The following is an 18,405-nucleotide window of genomic DNA, read 5'->3' as shown; positions in this document are numbered from 1 at the left end:
ATGACGGTGGGCTCGCCGCCCTCCAGAATCGCGACGACCGAGTTGGTCGTCCCGAGGTCGATACCGACCGCACGTCCCATGTCTCTCGTCCTCCGGCGTTGTCACGTCGTCGTCCGCGCACCTGACGCAGACAAGTTGAGTCGCATAGGCATAACTTCGCCGCTCCGTAGGGCCAGACTGCCCGACGGAGATCGTCCCGTCAAGCGAGTTGAGTCTGGGCGACTCAACTTATGTGAGCGCGCGATTTGCCGTGCGGTGTGGTCGTCGGCGCAGGCTCCGCACCGGGAGGTCGGGATGACGGACGAACGGGAGCCGACCTCGGCGCGCCGCACCTACGGCGTCAACCGCCCGGCCAGCAAGGAGCCCGCGCTGTCGGGGGCCTGGGGCGAGTACATCTACCTGCGCGCGGGCACCACGATCGTCCGGCTGCCGGACGGCGTGGACCCACTGGCCGCGATGTCGCCGGCCTGCGCACAGGACGCCATGGACCGGCTCGCGGGCGGGCGGGTGCTCAAGGCCGTCGGGGAGACCTGACGCCGGTCGCCCGGCTCAGCGCGGCGGGAGCCGGTCGACCCGCTCGGCGGGCGCGGGCATGGCCAGGGCCGTCGCGACGGCGCGCAGCTCGTCGCGTTCGGCGGCGGTGACGGGGGCGGCGCGCGTGTGCAGGGCGGCGACCAGGAGCTCCACGGCCTTCTCCCAGCGTCCGCTGGCCGCCTCCCTGGTGACGCGCCGCAGCGTCGGCTGGGGCAGCCGGTCGCGGTAGCAGGACGGCAGCCGCCGCAGGGTCTGGGCCAGTTCCCGATGTTCCCGGCTGCTCAGCGGTGGCACGGCGGGCTGGAGTTGCCAGTCGCCCACGGCCAGGCCGACAACCCGGATCACCTGCATCAGCACTGCCTTCCCCCTCCCCGTCCCGGCGCATCGATGCCGCTCGCCGGGCATCGGGCGGTGCCGTACCCCGGAGCCACCGGTCACAAGCCGCAGACCAGGCAAAAGGCGGTAAGCAATGCGGCAAGCAGATAGGCGGCCGGCGATGTTTGGCCGACGGCCTGTGGGTAGCCCCCCACCACACGGACTTCGACTTGCGAGGACGGGGCAGAAGGCCAGCGCTCCGTCCTCCGAGACGTGGTCAAGCCGAGACAGTGCCGGGGGCCGACATGGCGACAGTCGCCGAAACCAGGACAACACGCAGACGCACCACACAGCGGAGGGGCACGGAGAGCCCGAGCCGGGCCGCCACCACCACGCGGCGGCGCTCCGCGGCGACGACGAGCACACCGAGGGCGACCCGGGCGCGGGAGCAGAAGAAGACCACCGTTCCCGTCCCCGTCGTCACCCCGCATGTGACCGTCCACCGGTTCCAAGTGCCGACGCCGCAGATCGGGCTGGCCGGGCACCAGGTCGTCGACGCCGGGAAGGCCATGGCCTCCTCGCTTCCGCCGCCCGGACGGCTGGCCTACTACACCGGGCTGGGCGCCCTGGCGGCGTTCGGGCTCGTGGACTGGCCGGTGGCCGCGGCGATCGGGGTCGGGGTCGCCGTCGCACGGCGGGCGACCGGCCGGCAGCGGGCCGGGCAGACCCAGACGACCTAGGCGGAGCCCTGAGGACGCCGCCGTCCAGCCGACAGGAGGGCGCTTACCAACTGTTCACCTTCTGGTCACGTTCGATCCGCACAGGGATGTCCGAAATCGGATAAAACGGTCATTGCTGTAGTCGACCACGAGGTGAACCACCGTGACCGATCTCCTGGCCACCGTCCTCGCGAAGGCGCTGGTGGCGCTTGTCGAAGCCGCAGTCGCGCGGCTGATCTTCTCGATGCTCCGCACGCCCCAGACGACCGCCGCCTGACTCCGGGGCCGCCTGCGACACAGGCGGCCCCGAAGTCAGACCGGCAACGGCCGGTGTGCGGGCCCGTTCCCGGCACGCGACGGCCGCATGGGCCGCGCCCACACGGCCGCCCTACCTACCGGGCTCCCTGCTCAGCCCTCCGCCTTGCCCTCGTCCGGCTGGGCCTCCTCAGGCTTGGCCTCCTCGGCCTTGGCCTCCTCGGGCTTGGCGTCCTCGGCCGCGGCCTTGGCCTCCTCGGTGTTGGCGTCCTCCGGATTGGCGTCGGGGTGCGCCGCGATGAACTGCTCGTACACCTCGTCGGCGATCTTGCCGCGGACGCTGACCTCGATGCCCTGCTCCTTGGCCCACTCACGGACGTCCGTGTTGGTGTAGCCGCGCAGCTTGGGCGAGGTGTCGGCGGCGCTCTTGCGGGAGCGTCCGGCGGCCTTGACCACGGCCGCCTTCTCCAGGAAGGGCGTGAGCGTGTCCAGCGCCTCCTGCAGGCGCTTGTGGTTCGCGTCGCCCAGATCGATGGTGAACTTCGCACCGGCGACCTCGAAGTCCCGCTTGGCGACGTCCTCACCGTCGTAGCCGTCGATGTCGTCAACCATGACGACCTTGGTGGCCATGGGTCCCCCTCCTGTGTCCTCAGCGATCAAGCATCATAGAGCGCCGACGACCCCGTCTCGTCCCATTCGGCTCGGCGTCCCGTTTCGAGCTGACGCCCAGGTCACCCCGTCGCGAAGCGGCCCTGGCCCGCCGACGCCGAACTGTCGGCGCCGCCCCCTATCGTGACCGCGACCACGACCCGAGGGAGGGACCATGACGCCCGCCACCCCGGCTCGGCGGGCGAGTACGCGGGTGGGGCGGTGGCGGCGAAGGGGGTGCCGGCAAAGCTTTACTGCCCTTACTTTCTGCACTTTGCCATTTACGCGTGGTTAGGGTTGCTTTCGCGTCGTCGGGCGAGCCGGTGAGCCGCTCGACGAGGCAGGTGCCGAGGGCGGAGGTGGGTGGGGTGGGGTTGAGCGTGCCCCGTCACGTGGCCTGCGTGATGGACGGGAACGGGCGGTGGGCGCGGCAGCGGTCGTTGCCTCGGACGGCCGGGCACCAGGCGGCCGAGGCGGCCGTGATCGATGTGATCGAGGCGGCGTACACGGCCGGGGTGCGGTGGCTCAGCCTGTACGCCTTCTCCACGGAGAACTGGCGGCGTCCCGGCGACGAGGTCGACTTCATCATGCGGCTGGTGCGGCGGACGCTGCGCAAGCACGCGCCGTCGTTGTACGCGCGGGGAATCCGCTGCCGGTTCCTGGGGGTCAACGATCCGCGGATCCCGCGGTCGCTGGCGCGGGACGTCACCGACCTGATGGAGCTGACCGGCGGCAACCGGCGGATGACGCTGACGGTGGCGTTCGACCACGGGGGGCGCCGCGACATCGTGGAGGCGGCCCGGTCGCTCATCCGTGCGGGCGTGCCGGCCGACCAGGTCACCGAGGAGAGCTTCGCCGGGCACCTGCCGTACCCCGACACCCCGGACGTGGACCTGGTCATCCGCACCTCCGGCGAGCAGCGGATCTCCAACTTCATGCTCTGGCAGGTGGCGTACGCCGAGTGGATCTTCCCTCGGGTGCTGTGGCCCGACTTCCGGGCCGAGCACTTCTGGGAGTGCCTGGACGCCTACCGGCGCCGCGAACGCCGCTTCGGCGACGTCCTGACGCCGACCACGACAGGAAACGGAGCACCATGAGCGACAGCACACCCACCGCCGGCCCCGCCGCCCTCCTGGGGACGGACTCGCTGCTGCACGGGTACTGCGACGACGCCCGGTGGGGCCTGGCGGTGGTGCGGGCGACCGTGCTGGAGGCCGCCCATCCGCAGATCGGCGCGGCGCTGATCGACAACTCCACGTTCGTGGCGCATCCGTGGCGGCGGCTGCGCAACACGCTGCTCAGCACCCGCCGCATCCTGTCCGGCGACAGCCGGATCCGCGACCGGGAGGTGGCCCGGCTCAACCGGCTGCACGCGCGCATGTCCGGCACCGACGACCAGGGGCGGCCCTACGACGCGATGGACCCCGCCGCCCGCGCGTGGGTGGTGGCGTCGCTGTTCGAGTCGACGGTGACGATGGTGCGGCTGAGCGGTGAGTCCCTGGACGGCCCCGGCCTGCGGCGCCTGTACGCCGAGTTCCGGGCGTTCCTGGAGCTGCTGGAGGGCGACGCCGGCCGGCTGCCCGCCACGCTGCAGGAGTTCTGGCCCTACTACGACGACGTGATCGCCCGGGAGCTGGAGAACACCGAGGCGATGCGCATCATCCTGTTCCGGTTGTTCTCCCACCTGCCTCCGCCGCCGCTGCTGCGCGGCCGGCCCGCGGTGTGGGCGATGGGCCGGGCGGTGGCCGGTCCGGTCGCGGGCGCGATCATCGTGGCGTCGCTGCCCGAGGAGTTCCGGCGGCGGGCGGGACTGGGCGACGTGCCCGGCGCGCAGGCGCTGAACCGCGGCGTCCACGTGGGCAGCGGCGTGGCGACCCGCCTGCTCCCCCGGTCCTGGACGCGGACCGACACGGTGATGAGCATCCTCGATCCCGCGGGCGGCGACAGCCCCGAGGTGCTGAGGGCGCTGCGCCGCCGCACGAGGCGGGCCGCGGCCCTGTGGCGGCTGCTCACGCCCGACCCGGCGGAGGCCACCGGCGGGGCGGCCGTCTCCGCCGACCGGTTCTTCGCCGAGGTGCTGGACCAGACCGGCAACGGCCACCTGGACTGGCCCGATCTGGCGGCCATGGCCCGGGAGATCGCCGGCCGGCTGGATCTGGACGAGGACGACGAGCACCGCCTGTACGACGCCTACGCCGCCTGGTGGCGGGAGCTGCAGGCCGCGCTCGACACCGACGGGGACGGGCGCATCTCCCGGGAGGAGTACGCGGCGGCGGCTCCCTCCCTGGCCGGGCCCGCCCTGATCAAGGTCGCCGAGGTGCTGTTCGACGTCGCCGACGCCGACGGCGACCAGACCATCAGCGCCGGCGAGCACCGGGCGTTGTTCCGTACCGCGTTCGCCCGCGACCTGGACGGCGGCGACCAGGGCGGCTCCTACTCACGGAGCGAGTTCATCCGCGAGTTCGTCGCGTTCATGTCGGGGCAGCGCTCCTCGGTCGCCTACACCTCCCTGCTCACCCAGGCCTGACCGTCGGCCCCGGTCAGGCCGACGAGCCGATCGAAGCCGGGCATCGTCGTGGCCGTCGCGGTCGGCGCGGCTGCGACGATGCCCGGCCAGTACCCGGTGCGCGACGTGGTGGGGAGTCCGCACGCGATCGTCGTTGTACCGGTCCCCCGGCGGGGTCAGGCGTCGAGGGGGCGCCAGGCGGGGCGGTCGCCGTCCCGCCGGACCTGCCCGAACACCACGTCGGCGAAGTGGACGCCGAAGCCGATCGTGTGGGGCTCTTCCAGTTCGGCGACCAGACGGCGACGGTGCTCGGCGGACCGTACGGGGTCGTGGTCGACGGCAGCGGACCATTCGGGGTGATCGACCTGGATCGGTGAGTGCAGGGCGTCACCGAAGGCGATCAGCCGCTGTCCGCCCGATGTGATGACGTACTCCGCGTGCCCGGCCGTATGACCGGCGCTGATCCGGACCCGCACGCCGGGGAAGATCTCCTGCCCGTCCGTCACCGTGCGGACGCGCGGTGCCATCGCGGTGAGCTCCTCGGTCATGCCCTGCGTCTCCAGCAGGTCGCGCTGGGCCCATTCCGGCTCGGAGACGAGGTGGTCGGCATGGGCGAACGCCGGCTGGTCGCCGCCGGGGGCGGGATGCCAGGCCCAGCCGAGGTGATCGGGGTGCAGGTGGGTGAAGGCCACCGACTCGATCTCTTCCGGCCTGCGGCCGAGCTCGGCCAGATTGTCCAGGAGCGCGCCCCCGTGGATGGCGCCGCGTGGGGTTCCCGGATCGGGCGGCAGCGACTGCGGCCCGAACCCCGCGTCGATCAGCAGTGCGCGGTCGCCGTTCTCCACCAGCAGGCCGCCGATGCTCGCCACGAGGTGACCGGAGTCGTCCAGGTAGTCCGGGTGGGCGGTCCACACCTCGTCGGTGGTGTCCGGGAGCCAGCCGCGCGGCGGGAGCTGCACGGCCCCGTCGGGCACAAAGGACACCGTCGTGTCGCCCAGCCGTAGCGAGCGGATTCCCGCAGGCCGCCGCAACCGCTCGTCGTGGTCAACCACGGAGGTCGCCATGTCCTTCTCCTTCGTCGGCGTGAGTTCGCCGGGTGAGTACGTCGGTAACAGGTCATCGCCGCGTCCCCCGGCGGCGAGGGCACCACAGTAAGCATCAAGCAAGAAATATTCAAGCTAGAAATATGCTGGCTTGAGGGACTTGCTAGCATCGACGCATGACGACGTCTCCAGACCCGCAGGCCACCGCCGAGCGGGAGCTGTGCGGCCTGGTGAACGGATTGGCCCAGCAGATCGCCGATCACGTTCGCGAACGCGCCGTCGCCTTGGGCCTCACCGCGGCCCAGGCGACCGCGTTGCGGGAGATGACCGGACCGATGACCATGCGAGATCTCGCCGAGCGCATGAGCTGCGAGCCGTCCAACGCCACCTTCGTCGTCGACAAGCTCGAGAAGCAGGGCCTCATCGAGCGCCGCCCGCACCCGACCGACCGCCGCGCCAAGCACCTCGTCCTCACCGCGGAGGGCAACGCCCTCCGCGAACGGCTCCTCGAACTGCTCGCCCAGGACTCACCGCTGGCCGGCCTCTCCCCTGAGCAACAGCGCGTCCTTCAGAACCTGCTCGAGCAAGCCATCACCCGTCCATGAGGCGACGCCGGCGATCCGGATCCCGGTAGCCGACGAGACCTCCTCCCACGTTCTCGTCCCGCCGTGGTCCTGCGGGTAGCAGACGGTGCGCGGCACGGCGACGCGGCCGAGGGCGCCGAAGACGATCTCGTAGAGTCCCCGCCGGACGGCCAGCCGAACGTCGGCGTCGCGGCCGGCAACAGCGGGCCCGGCAGGCCGGAACGGCGTGGCATCAGCGCCCCCGCGGGCAGGTTGGCGGTGTTGGCCACCTCGGCCTCGCGGGGGGCGTTCAGCTCAGGGCGCCCACGACCTCGTCTGCCGCGGGCGTCAGCGAACCCGTGACGGTCAGGGTCGGGGGGCGGGGAGTTCGCGGACGCGGACGTTGCGGAAGTCGACCACGTCGCTGGAGCCGTGGTTCTGCAGGCCGATGAAGCCCCGGGTGAACTGGCGCAGGTCGGTGGGCGGGTCGCCGGCGCGCGAGGAGTTCTTGCCGGGGGTGTTGTCGAACTCGTTGATCACTTCGCCGTTGCGGATGATCGTGTAGTGCTGGCCCTCGACGCGGATCTCGTAGTCGTTCCAGGTGCCGGGCGGGGTGGGGCGGGCCCGGTCCAGGCCGATCGTGCCGAAGTTGTAGACCGAGCCGGTCTTCTGCGGTTCGCCGGTGGGGCCGTCGTAGATCTGGATCTCGTGGCCGCAGTAGATCGCCACCCAGGCCGGGGAGGTGCGGGCCGAGCCGACCGTGCCGCAACTGCCGGCCGGGCGCTCCTCCAGCGGGGTGCGCAGGTCGGGGAAGCGGACGAAGACGCCGCTGTTGGAGTAGCCGCCGTCGGTGCGCGCGTCGCGGAACTGCAGCCGCAGCGAGAAGTCGCCGTAGTCCTTGCCCGCGTACCACAGCATGCCGAGGCCGCCGACGGTGCGGATCGTCCCGTCCGGCTGGAGGCTGAACGAGCCGCCGGGCGCCTGGAGCCACCGCGACAGCGAGTCGGCGGTGCCGTCGAAGATGGTCTCGTAGCCGCTCCCCCTGCCGACGTCGGAGCGGGCCGCGGCGGCGACCAGGCTGCCCTGTTCCCTGCCGCTGAGCAGGTGCTTCTTGCGGAGGCGGGTGGTCACGGCGGTGACGTGGCGCAGGAACGCGCCCTTGCTCGCCCAGGCGCGCTCGTCGTCGATCAGGTCGTTGATGGTGCAGCCGCCCGAGGTCGGGCGGCTGGGCACGGTGGTGCGCTCGTCGAGGATCCAGACCGTGGGGCGGGCGTCGGGGGCGGGGCAGGCGGCCGGTGAGGCGCCGCCGGACGCCGTGGCCGCCGTGGCCGCGGGCGCGAGCATCCCGGTCGACGCCAGCGCGAGCGTGAAGGTGAGGCCGATGGTCCTGCGGGGCGTGCGGCGGCGTCGGTGGGGAGCCACGAATCCTCCTCGGTCCGGGGACGAAGCCTGCTTTGCACTGTTACAGCGCATGTTTGTCTCGTCAATGGCGAAAGTTGGCAAAGGGGTTGTCGATCCGTCCGCCGGACGGAGCCCGGAGGCGCCCAGATGGAGGGGCGGCCGGATGTGGCCACGACCGGCCCTCCTTTGTCGCATATTCGGACACCAGGCCAGCTCGTAGGGCATACCACCTTGATCAATGACGGCATCATCTTTCGCCTCTTTCAGGAGAAAGTCATCGAGTGATGAAACGAAAGATCTAGGCGACCCGGGCAAAGTCCTCTAGCATCCGGGAGGCACTGATCAACGCGGCCCCGACCACACGGGGGAGGACGCGGGGCTCACACGTCCAGGGGAGGACGTCGTGCCTTGGGTTCAAAGCCGACTATTGCTCCTGTCCATCTCCCTGATGCTCCTCCTGTCCATGCTGGCCGCCGTGCCGGCGGCGGCCAGGGCTGAGACCGTCCGGTCGAAGGCCGCCGCCTCCTACCGGGTCCTGGTGTTCTCCAAGACCGCCGGGGAACGCGTGGACTCCATCCCGGCGGGTATCGCGGCCATCCGGGAACTCGGCGCGGAGAACGACTTCGCCGTCGACACCACCGAGGACTCCGGCCTGTTCACCGAGACGAACCTCGCCCAGTACAAGGCGGTGGTGTTCCTGTCGGTGACCGGCGACGTCCTCGATGACGACCAGCAGGCGGCGCTGCGGGGCTTCGTCGAGCGGGGCGGCGGCCTGGTGGCGCTCAACACCGCCGCCGACGCCGAACCCGGCTGGGACTGGTACGGCGCCACCATCGGCGCACGCACCAAGTCACCCAAGCCCGCCGCGCAGCAGGCGCAGCTCATGGTGTACGACCCGGCGCACCCGTCCACCAAGGACCTGCCGCGCCGCGTCCAGCAGAACGACGTGTTCTACAACTACACCGCCAACGTGCGGGGCAACCAGCACGTCCTGGCCGGGGTGGACGAGAAGTCCTACACCCCCGGCACCGGCACGATGGGCTACGACCACCCGATCAGCTGGTGCGGCGAGGTCCGCCAGGGACGTTCGTGGTACTCGGGCCTGGGCACCCAGGCCGCCACGTACAACGACGACGGGTTCCGCAAGCACCTGCTGGGCGGCATCCAGACCGCGGCGGGCGCCGTCGCGTCCGACTGCGGCGCCACGGTGTGGAAGAACTTCCAGACCAGCCTGCTCACCAAGGACGTCGGCGAGCCGATGGACCTGGCCGTGCTGCCCGACGGCCGGGTGCTGATGACGAGCCGGCGCGGCGAGTTCCGCCTGTTCGACCAGCGGACGGGCGAGGTCTCCTTGGCCGCCACCATCGACGTCTACACCGGCGAGGAGGACGGCCTGCAGGGCGTCGAACTCGACCCGGACTTCAAGGACAACGGCTGGGTCTACTTCTACTACTCCCCCGCCGGGACGACGCCCGAGAACGTCCTGTCGCGCGCCAAGCTGGTCGGGAACAGGCTCGACCTGAGCACCGAGCAGAAGATCCTGCACGTCCCGACGCAGCGGCGCCTGTGCTGCCACGTCGGCGGCGACATCGGCTTCGACTCCAAGGGCAACCTGTACCTGTCGACCGGTGACAACATCAACCCGTGGCAGTCCAACGGGTACTCGCCGATCGACGAGCGGCCCGGCCGCGAGGACTACGACGAGCAGGGCCACGCCGCCAACACCAACGACCTGCGCGGCAAGATGCTGCGGATCAAGGTCAACGACGACGGGTCGTACTCGATCCCCGAGGGCAACATGTTCCCGCCGGGCACCGACAGGACCAAGCCCGAGATCTACACGATGGGCGAGCGCAACCCGTTCCGGTTCGACGTCGACAAGAAGACCGACTGGGTCTACATGGGCGTCGTCGGCCCGGACGCCAACGAGGACAGCCCGACGCAGGGCCCGGAGGCGTACGAGCGGCTCAACCAGATCCGCGGCCCGGCCAACCACGGCTGGCCGTACTGCCAGGCCAACAAGAAGCCGTACTTCGACTACGACTTCGCCACGGGCACCACCGGCCCGCCGTTCGACTGCGACAACCTCGTCAACGACTCGCCGAACAACACGGGGCTGCGCGAGCTGCCGCCGATGACGCCGCCGCTGCTGTGGTACCCCAACGACTGCGCCACCTGGAACGAGCTGCCGCAGTTCTGCCCGCCCACCCCGGGCGGCCGCACGGCGATGGGCGCGCCGGTCTACCGGTACGACGAGAACCTGCAGTCCGACACCAAGTTCCCCGCCTACTACGAGGGCACGCCGTTCTTCTACGACTACTCCCGGCACCGCGCCTGGGACGTCAAGCTCGACGACAAGGGCGACCTGCTCAACATCAACACCTTCCTGCCGAACGTGTTCACCAGCACGGACGGCTCGGTGAACGGGCAGCCGATGGACATGGAGTTCGGCCCGGACGGGTCGCTGTACTTCCTGGACTACGGCGGCGGGTTCTTCACCGTCGGCCCGCGCGTCGGCCTCTACAAGGTCGACTACGTCAAGGGCAAGCGGTCGCCGGTCATCCAGGCGACGGCGACGCCGACGTCCGGCAGCGTCCCGCTGACGGTGAAGTTCGACGCCACCGGCACCCATGACCCGGACGGCGACCCCATCGCCTACGCGTGGGACTTCGACGGCGACGGCACCACCGACTCCGACCAGCCGGTCGCCGAGCACACCTACACCGCCAAGGGCGCCTTCCAGGCCCGGCTGATGGTCAGCGACGTGACGGGCAAGTCGTCGGTGCAGTCGTTCCCGATCACCGCGGGCAACAACGCGCCGGCGGTGACGATCGCGTCGCCCGCCAACGGCGGCTTCGCCGACTTCGGCGAGACGATCCCCTACAAGATCAACGTGACCGACGCCGAGGACGGCCAGATCGACTGCCAGGCCGTCAAACTGCAGGTCGCGCTCGGACACGACCTGCACGCCCATCCGATCCTGGAGAAGAACGGCTGCGAGGGCAGCTTTGCGCTGGAGAACGTCGAAGGCCACGGCGACGACGCCAACGTCTTCACCGTGCTGCGCGCCACGTACACCGACAAGGGCTCCGACGGCGTGCCCGGCCTGGAGGGCACCCAGCAGATCCTGTTGCAGAAGAAGCGCAAGCAGGCCGAGCACTTCACCGAGAACAACGGCACGTCCATCGTCAGCCACGGCGGCGCCGAGGGCGGCCGGCGCATCGGCGCGATCAACAACGGCGACTGGCTGGCGTTCAACCCCGTCGACCTGAAGAACATGACGTCGGCGACGTTCCGGGTGTCCTCCGGCGGGGCCGGCGGCACCATCGAGATCCGCAAGGACTCCCCGACCGGTCCGCTGGCGGGCACGGCCAAGGTCGCCGGCACCGGCGGCTTCGACCGGTACGTCACCCTGCCGGCCGTCCCGCTCACCGACCCGGGCGGCGGCGCCGGCAAGCTGTTCCTCGTCTTCAAGAACCCCGACTCGACCGGCGCGCTGTTCGACGTCGACTCGGTCCGGTTCAACGGCAAGGGCATGGCCGAGGCGATCGGCGTCCAGGTCACCGCCAACGAGAAGAGCGGACCCGCGCCGCTGAACGTCACGTTCACCGCCGCCGCGCCGGACGCCCCGTCCGACGCCGCGTACACGTGGGACTTCGGCGACGGCACGACCGGCCAGGGCGCGTCGGTGACGCACGCCTACGCCAAGCCCGGCGAGTACACCGCCAAGGTCACGGTGACCGACTCGTCCGGCGGCGCGCTCGGCACCGGCACGGCGGCCAAGGTCACCGTGGCGAAGAAGGTCGAGGGCACGATCAGGGTGACGCCGGACAACGCGACCCGCGACACCGGCAAGCAGCACACCGCCGTCGCCAAGCTCAACCCCAGGCGCGGCACCTCGCCCAAGGGCCACGACATGACCATCCAGGTGTTCCGCAAGGCGCCCGCCGCGCCGCTGCCCGCCGGGCACACCAGCGGCACCCCCTACCAGCTCGCCGAGGAGACGATCACCAAGACCGACGCCAGGGGCAACGCCAAGCTCACCTACACCAGCCCGGTCGGCGCCGACGACATCGTCGTGGCCTGCGCCGGATATCAGAACTCCTGCGTCAAGGACGGCGCCAAGGTGCTGGTGGTGAACGGCGACACCCCCGCCAACCTGCGCACCGACTACGTCGCCGACACCACGAAGGTCACCTGGAGGCCGGTCGCCGGCTCCGACGGCTTCGTGAACCTGTTCGACGGCAAGACCCTGGGCGGCTGGGACCACGCCGGCTCCGGCTCGTTCACGGTCAACAACGGTGTGCTGACGCCGCAGGGCGGACGCGGCGCGCTGTGGTACCAGCGCGGGCAGTACCGCGACTACACGCTGGAACTGGAGTACGAGCAGGACAGCGTGAGCGCCAACTCCGGCATCTTCCTGCGGATCCCGGACGGCGACTCCGCGGTGGCCGACCCGCAGACCAAGGGCTACCAGGTCTCGATCCTGGACCGGGTGGAGGAGGCCCGGTTCCGCACCGGCTCGATCGACGGGATCGACGCCGCCGACATCCTCAACGTCAAGCCGGTCGGCGGCGGCTACAACAAGGTGCGCATCGAGGTCCGCGGCCAGGAGTACAAGATCTACTGGAACGACCAGCTGGTGAACACCTACACCGGTGACCGCGAACTCGCCGGTCACATCGGCCTGGAGAACAACGGCGGCGGCATCCGCTTCAAGAACATCCGGATCGCCCCGCTCTCATAGAACGACCGCCCCCCGCCCCGGCGGGGCCGGGTGCCCACCTCCCGCACCCGGCCCCGCCGCCTTTTCATGCCCCGCCGCCTTTTCATGCGGACGGGGTGCGCGGGCGCGGCCAGTCACCGGCCGCCGCGCGCACGGCCCGCGCCGCGTCCGCCGCCGACCGCTCATCGGTGTCGACACGGACGGCGCCGTCTGCTCCGGTGGCGCCCTCGGCTGCGGCGCGCTCGGCGATCTTCAGGAGCGTCTCCTCGGGCAGCCCTCGCAACTCGTCGCCCGGGATGACCGGTCCGTGCCCCCGGCCGCGCATAAGGAGGCGCTCGGCCAGCCGGTCCGGCCCGGCGTCGAGGCGGCACACCGTCAGCACGGACGCCGGGAAGAGACCGGTGTAGGCGTCCGGGTGACCGGCCTCCCCGGAGACGATCAGGCACTGCGCCCCGGCCGAGCGGAACACCGCTTCCAGGGCCGCCAGGTTGGCCGCCTTGAGAGCGTGGCCGCCGGGGTCGCCGCCGGCCGGCCGCAGGAAGCCGATCTGCCGCGCGTCCACGTACGCGGCCGTGACGCCGTCGCCGATGACCTGCCGGAACACCTCGTATCCGACCGTGGACTTGCCGACGCCCACCGGCCCGCACAACCACAGCGTCGGCGTCGCGATCGCGGCACCGGCTCGCGGGACGAGCGGCGCGGGCGGCGATGACGGCGCGGCGGCGGGCCATTCGCCGATCCGTTCACGCACCGTGCGGGCGACCTCGGGCACCGCCAGCCCGTCGGTGTCGACGCACAGGTCGGCGAAGCCGGTGCGGTCCAGGGCGCCAGCCGCGGCGACGGCCCGGTCCACGAGCTCGGGACGCCACCCACGGCCGACGAACCGCCGGCGCAGCTCGTCCGCGTGCACGCGCAGGCGGCACAAGGTCACGGCCGCGCCCGGCATCGCGCCGGCGTACGCCCGAGCCTGCTCGGCGGTGTCCACGACGCCGGAAAGGATCAGGCACTCCGCCCCGGCCGCCCGGTAGTTCGGCCAGACCGCGCCCAGTGCGTCGATCTTCACGCGGTGCTCGTCGTCGACGGGATAGCACAGACCGATCTGATCGAGATCGAGGAACGCCGCCCGGACTCCGGCACGGGAGATCTGGGAGAAGATCTCGAACGCCGCGCTCGACTTGCCGACACCGGACGGACCGCACAACCACAACACCGGAATCACGCCACCGCTCACCGGCGCGAGGCTAACGAGCCCCGGCACATCCGCCAACCGAATAACCGTCCGACGGGACGGTTCCGTGGCCGCGTCCGGCCTGGTGCGCGGGACCAGTTCTGTGACAAAAGCGGCCAACGTTACGCTGACCTGTCTGAGTCGATAATCGAGTGCTCGCCCTCCCATCCCCGCCGGAAGGGCTTTTCTCGAGATGGACACCGATCGTTCCTCTACGAGAGCGGAGAGTCATGAAAAGGCGCGTGATCGTCGCGCTGTCCACCGCCGGGCTGGTCTCGGCCGGAGCGGTGGTCTACGTACTGGGCGGGGACTCCCTCACGGCCTCGGCCGGATCCGCACCCCGTCCCGGTCCCGGCGAGGTGCACACCGTGGCCCTGCGCGACATGTCCGGCGCGCAGGGGACGGCGGGCGCACAGCACCAGGTCATGGGCCTGCCCGCCGAGCGCACCAAGCCGTTCAGCATGCTGGGGGTCTCCTGGACCGACCCCCGCGCCGTCATCGACGGGACGGTGCAGGTCCGTACCCGCAGCGCCGCAGGCGGCACCTGGACGCCGTGGCAGCCGGTGGAGGCGCACAACGAGGACGGTCCCGGCGACGACGCGCGGTCGGAGTCGCGGGTACGCGGCGCGACCGCGCCCCTGTGGGTCGGCCCGTCCAACGGCGTGCAGGTCCGCGTCGCGGGCAAGGGCCGCGCGCTGCCGGCCGGGCTCCGCGTCGAGCTGATCGACCCGGGCGACGGCGCGGCGAAGCCGAAGCCCCGGGCGATCGGCCCCGGGACGGCGGTGCTGGCCGGTGCCGTCAGCACCGAGCCCCCCGCAGCGGACCCGTCCACGGATCCGACCGCCGGCCCGACCGAAACCGCCACCGAGCCGTCGGCGCCGGCCGATCCCGCGTCCCCGGCCGACGGGGCCCCGCCGGCCGATCCGGCCCCGCCGAGCGAGGACCCGACCGGATCGCCGTCTCCCACCTCGTCCGCGTCGCCGGAGTCGGGCACGTCGGCGGGCGTCACCGCCGCGTCCAGCACGGCCCCGCAGCCCACCGTGGTCACCCGCGCGCAGTGGGGCGCCGACGAGAGCCTGGTCAAGGAACCCGCCGAATACGCGCCCTCGGTCAAGGTCGTCTTCACCCACCACACGGCGGGCACCAACAACTACACCTGCGCCGAGTCCCCGGCCATCGTCCGGTCGCTGCTGCTCTACCACGTCAAGACCAACGGCTGGAACGACCTCGGCTACAACTTCCTGGTCGACAAGTGCGGCACCATCTTCGAGGGCCGCAAGGGCGGCATCGACAAGCCGCTGATCGGGGCGCACACCTACGGGTTCAACACCGGTTCGTCCGGCATCTCCGTGCTGGGCGACTACACCAAGACCGCCCCCGCGCAGCCGGCTCTCAGCGCGGTCGCCAGAGTCGCCGCCTGGAAACTCGGCCTGCACGGCGGCGACCCGACCGGCAAGGCCTCGATGACCACCACGATCAACAACGGCAAGTTCCCGGCGGGCGAAACGGTCAGCTTCAACACCGTCTCCGGGCATCGTGACGGCTACGCCACCGAGTGCCCAGGGCAGTTGCTCTACGACAAGCTTCCGGCGATCCGCACCGAGGCCAAGCAGTGGGCGACGCCGGTCACGTCCGTCGCGCTCACCTCCACCGCGGGCGCGACCAAGGTGGGCACCACCTACTACACCAAGGGAACGGTGACGCTCGGCTGGAAGCCCGCCGCCGTCTCCGGCTATGAGGTGCTCGTCGGCCACACGGTCGTCGCCAGGCCCGGCGGGACGTCGACCTCGGCGAAGATCACCCTGTCCGCCGGGTCCCACGACGTCCGGCTGCGCGCCACCAACATCAACGGCACCACGGCGACCTCGCCCGCCTACCGCATGACCGTCGACACGACCGCGCCGGTCTTCACCACCCCCGCCGGACTCGGCGTGAACACCGGCACCGTCACCCTGGGCGGCTCGATCCCGGTCAAGCTCGGCTGGAAGGCCACCGACAACACGGTGCTGCAGTCGATCAGGGCCACCTCGCCCACCGCGGCGACGTTCTCGCCCACGACCACGAACTGGAAGTCCTCCGCCAAGTCCAACGCCTCCACGGTCTGGTCGCTGACCGCGGCCGACGCCGCCGGGAACACGCGGGTCTCCGCGGTGACCCGTACCGGCTCGCTGATCCACGAAAGCGGCTCCAGGCGCACCGGCACCTGGAAGGCGACGAGCGGCAGCAGCTACGTCGGCGGCCGCGCCTACTACAGCACCGCCCGCAACGCCAGCGCCGCCTACACGTTCACGGGACGCTCCGTCGGCCTGATCGTCAGGCGGTCGACCAACTACGGCGCCTTCTACGTCTACGTGGACGGCGTCAAGACCGCCTACGTCGACACCAGGTACAGCAAGAGCTACTACCGCCAGGTCGTCTGGACCAAGACCTGGAGCACCAGCGCCAAGCACACCATCAAGATCGTCGTGGCGGGCACCTCCGGGCGCCCCACCGTGGTCACCGACGGCATCGCCTACATCAAGTAGGGCCCAGCCCCGCCTGGGGGCCTCTGGGAGGCCCCCAGGCGGGCATCGGCCGAATGCCGGCAACGCCTGAGAAGCGCACTGTGTGCGACCGGCGCGCCAGCCAGATCTGCGCGCCGCGGCACAGCGCTGGACAGCCGGGCGGCGGCAGTGGGGGCGGTCATCCTCATCGGACGGGGACAGGTGGACGCATGTCCGGACGATGAGCCGCGCCGGCGATCTCTGTGTGGTGACCGCGATCGATCGACTGCGGGAGGCGCGTGGTGATCTCTGGTTGCGGCGCCGAGGCGCGGTGGGAGGTCGCCGACGTCTCCCTTCCTTGCTGGACCACTTGAGCTTCCAGAGCCCCTACGATCACACCCTTGATCGGACGGCTGCCGGATGCCCTCCGGTGCAGCGGACGGCGCGGCCGGCCTTGCCCTCGGAGGGCGGCGCGGGAGGGGCCGATCCACCTCGTCCGAGGGGATTCGGGCGGCCATGCCGCAGTGGCCGGAGACAGCGATCCGGCGGGCCTGGGGGGCAGCCCGGATGACATAGCGAACCTTGGGATTAAGTTGCACTTTTAACCATCTACCCGACAGATCGGGCGGCGTAGGTTGAAAGTTAAAAGGGCGTTGTGCGCTCGCGCAGCGGACGGGGGTGACAGCACATGACGAAGAAGATCCAGCGGCTCGCCGTCGTGGGTGTCGCGGCCGGGTCCATGGCCCTGGGGGTTCCGACGATGGCCCTGGCCTCCACCACCTCGGTGTCGGAGCACAGCGTCGCGGCGCACTCGGTCGGCTGGAACGACGGCTGGGGCCACCACGGTGGCTTCGGCTTCGGGCACCACCGCTTCGGGTTCGGGCACCACCACCGCTTCGGGTTCGAGCACCGCGGCTTCGGCTTCGGGCACGGGCGCTTCGGGTTCGACGACGGCGGAGTGTTCTTCAAGAAGACGGTCACGTTCGCGGGGCCTGGCGGCGCGTTCTCCAGCACCGTGGTGAGCGCTGCCAGGTGACACCGCGGCGATACCGCTGAAGGCCGTTGACACACCGAGGATCGAGCCCTCGGATGATCTACCGTTCATGGCCGCACACCGCCCCCGGAGATCTGCGTAAGCGGGCCACACGTGGCGGCGTGACACCAGACCACAGCGCCGACAGCAGGACGCAAGCAAAGCTCGGCGAACGCCAAGCACAGCCAAATATCGGGGAAAGGATCGCTGTCCAGATTTGACACCCGATTGCAATATCTCCCGGATATTTGGCCCACCATAGATACACCTCATGCAGCCGCTGTGTGCATCGCACAGCGGACGGGGGGCGACAACAGATGACGACGAGAATCCAGCGCATTGCCATCGCGGGCGTCGCGGCGCCGGTCGTGGCTCTCGGAGCCCCGACGATGGCTCTCGCCGGACCCGTCTCGGCGACTCATCAGAACGCCAGCGTGCAGGTCTCCGACCCGCACGACGGGTTCAGGCACCACCACAGGTTCCACCACCACTTCGGCCACCACCACCGTCACTTCGGCCACCACCACCGCCACTTCTTCCATCACGGCCACCACTTCGGCCACCACTTCGGCCACGGCGGCTGGGGACACGGCGGCTGGGGACACGGCGGCTGGGGACACGGTTTCAGCGGGGTGATGTTGACGAAGTCGGCAACGATCGCGGGCACAGGTGGCACGTTCAGCGTCAGCAGTGCGGCGAGGTAGCGCCACCACCGCTGGAAATTATCGAGGGCCCGACTTGCATCCGCTAGCCGGGCCCTCGGCGTCCCGGTCACCGGATCCCCCAGATGACATAGCGAACCTTGGAAGCGAGTTGCACTTTTAACCACCTACCGGGCGCATCCGGCGAATATGGTCGGAACTGGAACAAACAGTCAGAGCTGTGTACTGCACACAGCGACGGGGGTGAACAGGAAAATGACGAAGAAGGTTCAGCGATTCGCCGTCGCCG

At 70.7% G+C, this 18,405-nt stretch carries 15 protein-coding genes; 8 read left to right on the top strand and 7 right to left on the bottom strand.

Annotation, left to right across the window (positions count from 1 at the left end):
- A partial coding sequence (locus ABZ801_RS39855; protein WP_360708727.1) for an Hsp70 family protein occupies positions 1-80 on the bottom strand: 80 nt, incomplete at its 3' end.
- Between the two features lie 214 nt (positions 81-294).
- On the opposite strand from ABZ801_RS39855, the gene ABZ801_RS39850 reads away from it, so the two are divergent.
- Positions 295-534: a hypothetical protein gene (locus ABZ801_RS39850; RefSeq protein ID WP_360708719.1), complete on the top strand. Its 240-nt coding sequence runs from the start codon at positions 295-297 to the stop codon at positions 532-534.
- A gap of 15 nt (positions 535-549) precedes the next feature.
- On the opposite strand, the gene ABZ801_RS39845 is transcribed toward ABZ801_RS39850, so the two are convergent.
- A complete protein-coding gene (locus tag ABZ801_RS39845; RefSeq protein ID WP_344945669.1) occupies positions 550-891 on the bottom strand; it encodes a hypothetical protein in 342 nt (113 codons plus the stop codon).
- A 263-nt stretch (positions 892-1,154) separates the two neighbouring features.
- On the opposite strand from ABZ801_RS39845, the gene ABZ801_RS39840 reads away from it, so the two are divergent.
- On the top strand, positions 1,155-1,589 hold the full coding sequence (locus ABZ801_RS39840; protein WP_360708716.1) for a hypothetical protein: 435 nt from the start codon (positions 1,155-1,157) through the stop codon (positions 1,587-1,589).
- Between the two features lie 387 nt (positions 1,590-1,976).
- On the opposite strand, the gene ABZ801_RS39835 is transcribed toward ABZ801_RS39840, so the two are convergent.
- Positions 1,977-2,453: an Lsr2 family protein gene (locus ABZ801_RS39835; protein WP_360708713.1), complete on the bottom strand. Its 477-nt coding sequence runs from the start codon at positions 2,451-2,453 to the stop codon at positions 1,977-1,979.
- Between the two features lie 386 nt (positions 2,454-2,839).
- On the opposite strand from ABZ801_RS39835, the gene uppS reads away from it, so the two are divergent.
- Positions 2,840-3,568, top strand: coding sequence for a polyprenyl diphosphate synthase (uppS, locus tag ABZ801_RS39830; protein WP_360708710.1), 729 nt, complete (start codon positions 2,840-2,842; stop codon positions 3,566-3,568).
- Positions 3,565-4,998 (top strand): oxygenase MpaB family protein, encoded by a 1,434-nt coding sequence (locus ABZ801_RS39825; RefSeq protein WP_360708708.1) that lies wholly within the window; start codon positions 3,565-3,567, stop codon positions 4,996-4,998. Before uppS ends, ABZ801_RS39825 begins: the two co-directional genes overlap by 4 nt.
- 155 nt (positions 4,999-5,153) lie before the next feature.
- Here the strand turns inward: ABZ801_RS39825 and ABZ801_RS39820 are convergent, their stop codons facing one another.
- Positions 5,154-6,041 (bottom strand): MBL fold metallo-hydrolase, encoded by an 888-nt coding sequence (locus ABZ801_RS39820; protein WP_360708705.1) that lies wholly within the window; start codon positions 6,039-6,041, stop codon positions 5,154-5,156.
- Positions 6,042-6,196: 155 nt separating this feature from the next.
- On the opposite strand from ABZ801_RS39820, the gene ABZ801_RS39815 reads away from it, so the two are divergent.
- Entirely contained in the window at positions 6,197-6,625 is a 429-nt protein-coding gene (locus ABZ801_RS39815) for a MarR family transcriptional regulator (protein WP_360708702.1), read from the top strand.
- A gap of 324 nt (positions 6,626-6,949) precedes the next feature.
- Here ABZ801_RS39815 and ABZ801_RS39810 read toward each other — a convergent pair whose 3' ends face one another.
- On the bottom strand, positions 6,950-8,005 hold the full coding sequence (locus ABZ801_RS39810) for a DUF1080 domain-containing protein (protein WP_360708700.1): 1,056 nt from the start codon (positions 8,003-8,005) through the stop codon (positions 6,950-6,952).
- A 427-nt stretch (positions 8,006-8,432) separates the two neighbouring features.
- Between ABZ801_RS39810 and ABZ801_RS39805 the strand changes: the two genes are divergently transcribed.
- Positions 8,433-12,731: a ThuA domain-containing protein gene (locus ABZ801_RS39805; RefSeq protein WP_360708697.1), complete on the top strand. Its 4,299-nt coding sequence runs from the start codon at positions 8,433-8,435 to the stop codon at positions 12,729-12,731.
- Between the two features lie 82 nt (positions 12,732-12,813).
- On the opposite strand, the gene ABZ801_RS39800 is transcribed toward ABZ801_RS39805, so the two are convergent.
- Positions 12,814-13,941 (bottom strand): hypothetical protein, encoded by a 1,128-nt coding sequence (locus ABZ801_RS39800; RefSeq protein WP_360708694.1) that lies wholly within the window; start codon positions 13,939-13,941, stop codon positions 12,814-12,816.
- A gap of 227 nt (positions 13,942-14,168) precedes the next feature.
- On the opposite strand from ABZ801_RS39800, the gene ABZ801_RS39795 reads away from it, so the two are divergent.
- Both ABZ801_RS39795 and ABZ801_RS39790 read left to right on the top strand, forming a co-directional pair.
- On the top strand, positions 14,169-16,463 hold the full coding sequence (locus tag ABZ801_RS39795) for an N-acetylmuramoyl-L-alanine amidase (protein WP_360708691.1): 2,295 nt from the start codon (positions 14,169-14,171) through the stop codon (positions 16,461-16,463).
- 646 nt (positions 16,464-17,109) lie between these two features.
- Positions 17,110-17,457: a hypothetical protein gene (locus tag ABZ801_RS39790; protein WP_360708688.1), complete on the top strand. Its 348-nt coding sequence runs from the start codon at positions 17,110-17,112 to the stop codon at positions 17,455-17,457.
- A 266-nt stretch (positions 17,458-17,723) separates the two neighbouring features.
- On the opposite strand, the gene ABZ801_RS39785 is transcribed toward ABZ801_RS39790, so the two are convergent.
- The gene (locus ABZ801_RS39785) at positions 17,724-18,029 is read right to left on the bottom strand and encodes a hypothetical protein (protein WP_360708685.1); all 306 of its coding nucleotides are present in this window, start codon (positions 18,027-18,029) and stop codon (positions 17,724-17,726) included.
- Positions 18,030-18,405 lie beyond the last annotated feature (376 nt).

Source organism: Actinomadura sp. NPDC047616 (assembly GCF_040642915.1).
GTDB classification, from domain to species: domain Bacteria; phylum Actinomycetota; class Actinomycetes; order Streptosporangiales; family Streptosporangiaceae; genus Spirillospora; species Spirillospora miaoliensis.
The sequence above is the reverse complement of the archived record's forward strand: the minus strand, read 5'-3'. Positions and strand labels throughout refer to the sequence as shown.

What these genes read in the sequence shown, in the direction of transcription:
- ABZ801_RS39795 (WP_360708691.1), top strand. Translation starts at nt 14,169, where the DNA reads ATGAAAAGGCGCGTGATCGTCGCGCTGTCCACCGCCGGGCTGGTCTCG.
- ABZ801_RS39840 (WP_360708716.1), top strand. Translation starts at nt 1,155, where the DNA reads ATGGCGACAGTCGCCGAAACCAGGACAACACGCAGACGCACCACACAG.
- ABZ801_RS39825 (WP_360708708.1), top strand. Translation starts at nt 3,565, where the DNA reads ATGAGCGACAGCACACCCACCGCCGGCCCCGCCGCCCTCCTGGGGACG.
- ABZ801_RS39815 (WP_360708702.1), top strand. Translation starts at nt 6,197, where the DNA reads ATGACGACGTCTCCAGACCCGCAGGCCACCGCCGAGCGGGAGCTGTGC.
- ABZ801_RS39850 (WP_360708719.1), top strand. Translation starts at nt 295, where the DNA reads ATGACGGACGAACGGGAGCCGACCTCGGCGCGCCGCACCTACGGCGTC.
- ABZ801_RS39820 (WP_360708705.1), bottom strand. Translation starts at nt 6,041, where the DNA reads ATGGCGACCTCCGTGGTTGACCACGACGAGCGGTTGCGGCGGCCTGCG.
- ABZ801_RS39805 (WP_360708697.1), top strand. Translation starts at nt 8,433, where the DNA reads ATGCTCCTCCTGTCCATGCTGGCCGCCGTGCCGGCGGCGGCCAGGGCT.
- ABZ801_RS39835 (WP_360708713.1), bottom strand. Translation starts at nt 2,453, where the DNA reads ATGGCCACCAAGGTCGTCATGGTTGACGACATCGACGGCTACGACGGT.
- ABZ801_RS39790 (WP_360708688.1), top strand. Translation starts at nt 17,110, where the DNA reads ATGACGAAGAAGATCCAGCGGCTCGCCGTCGTGGGTGTCGCGGCCGGG.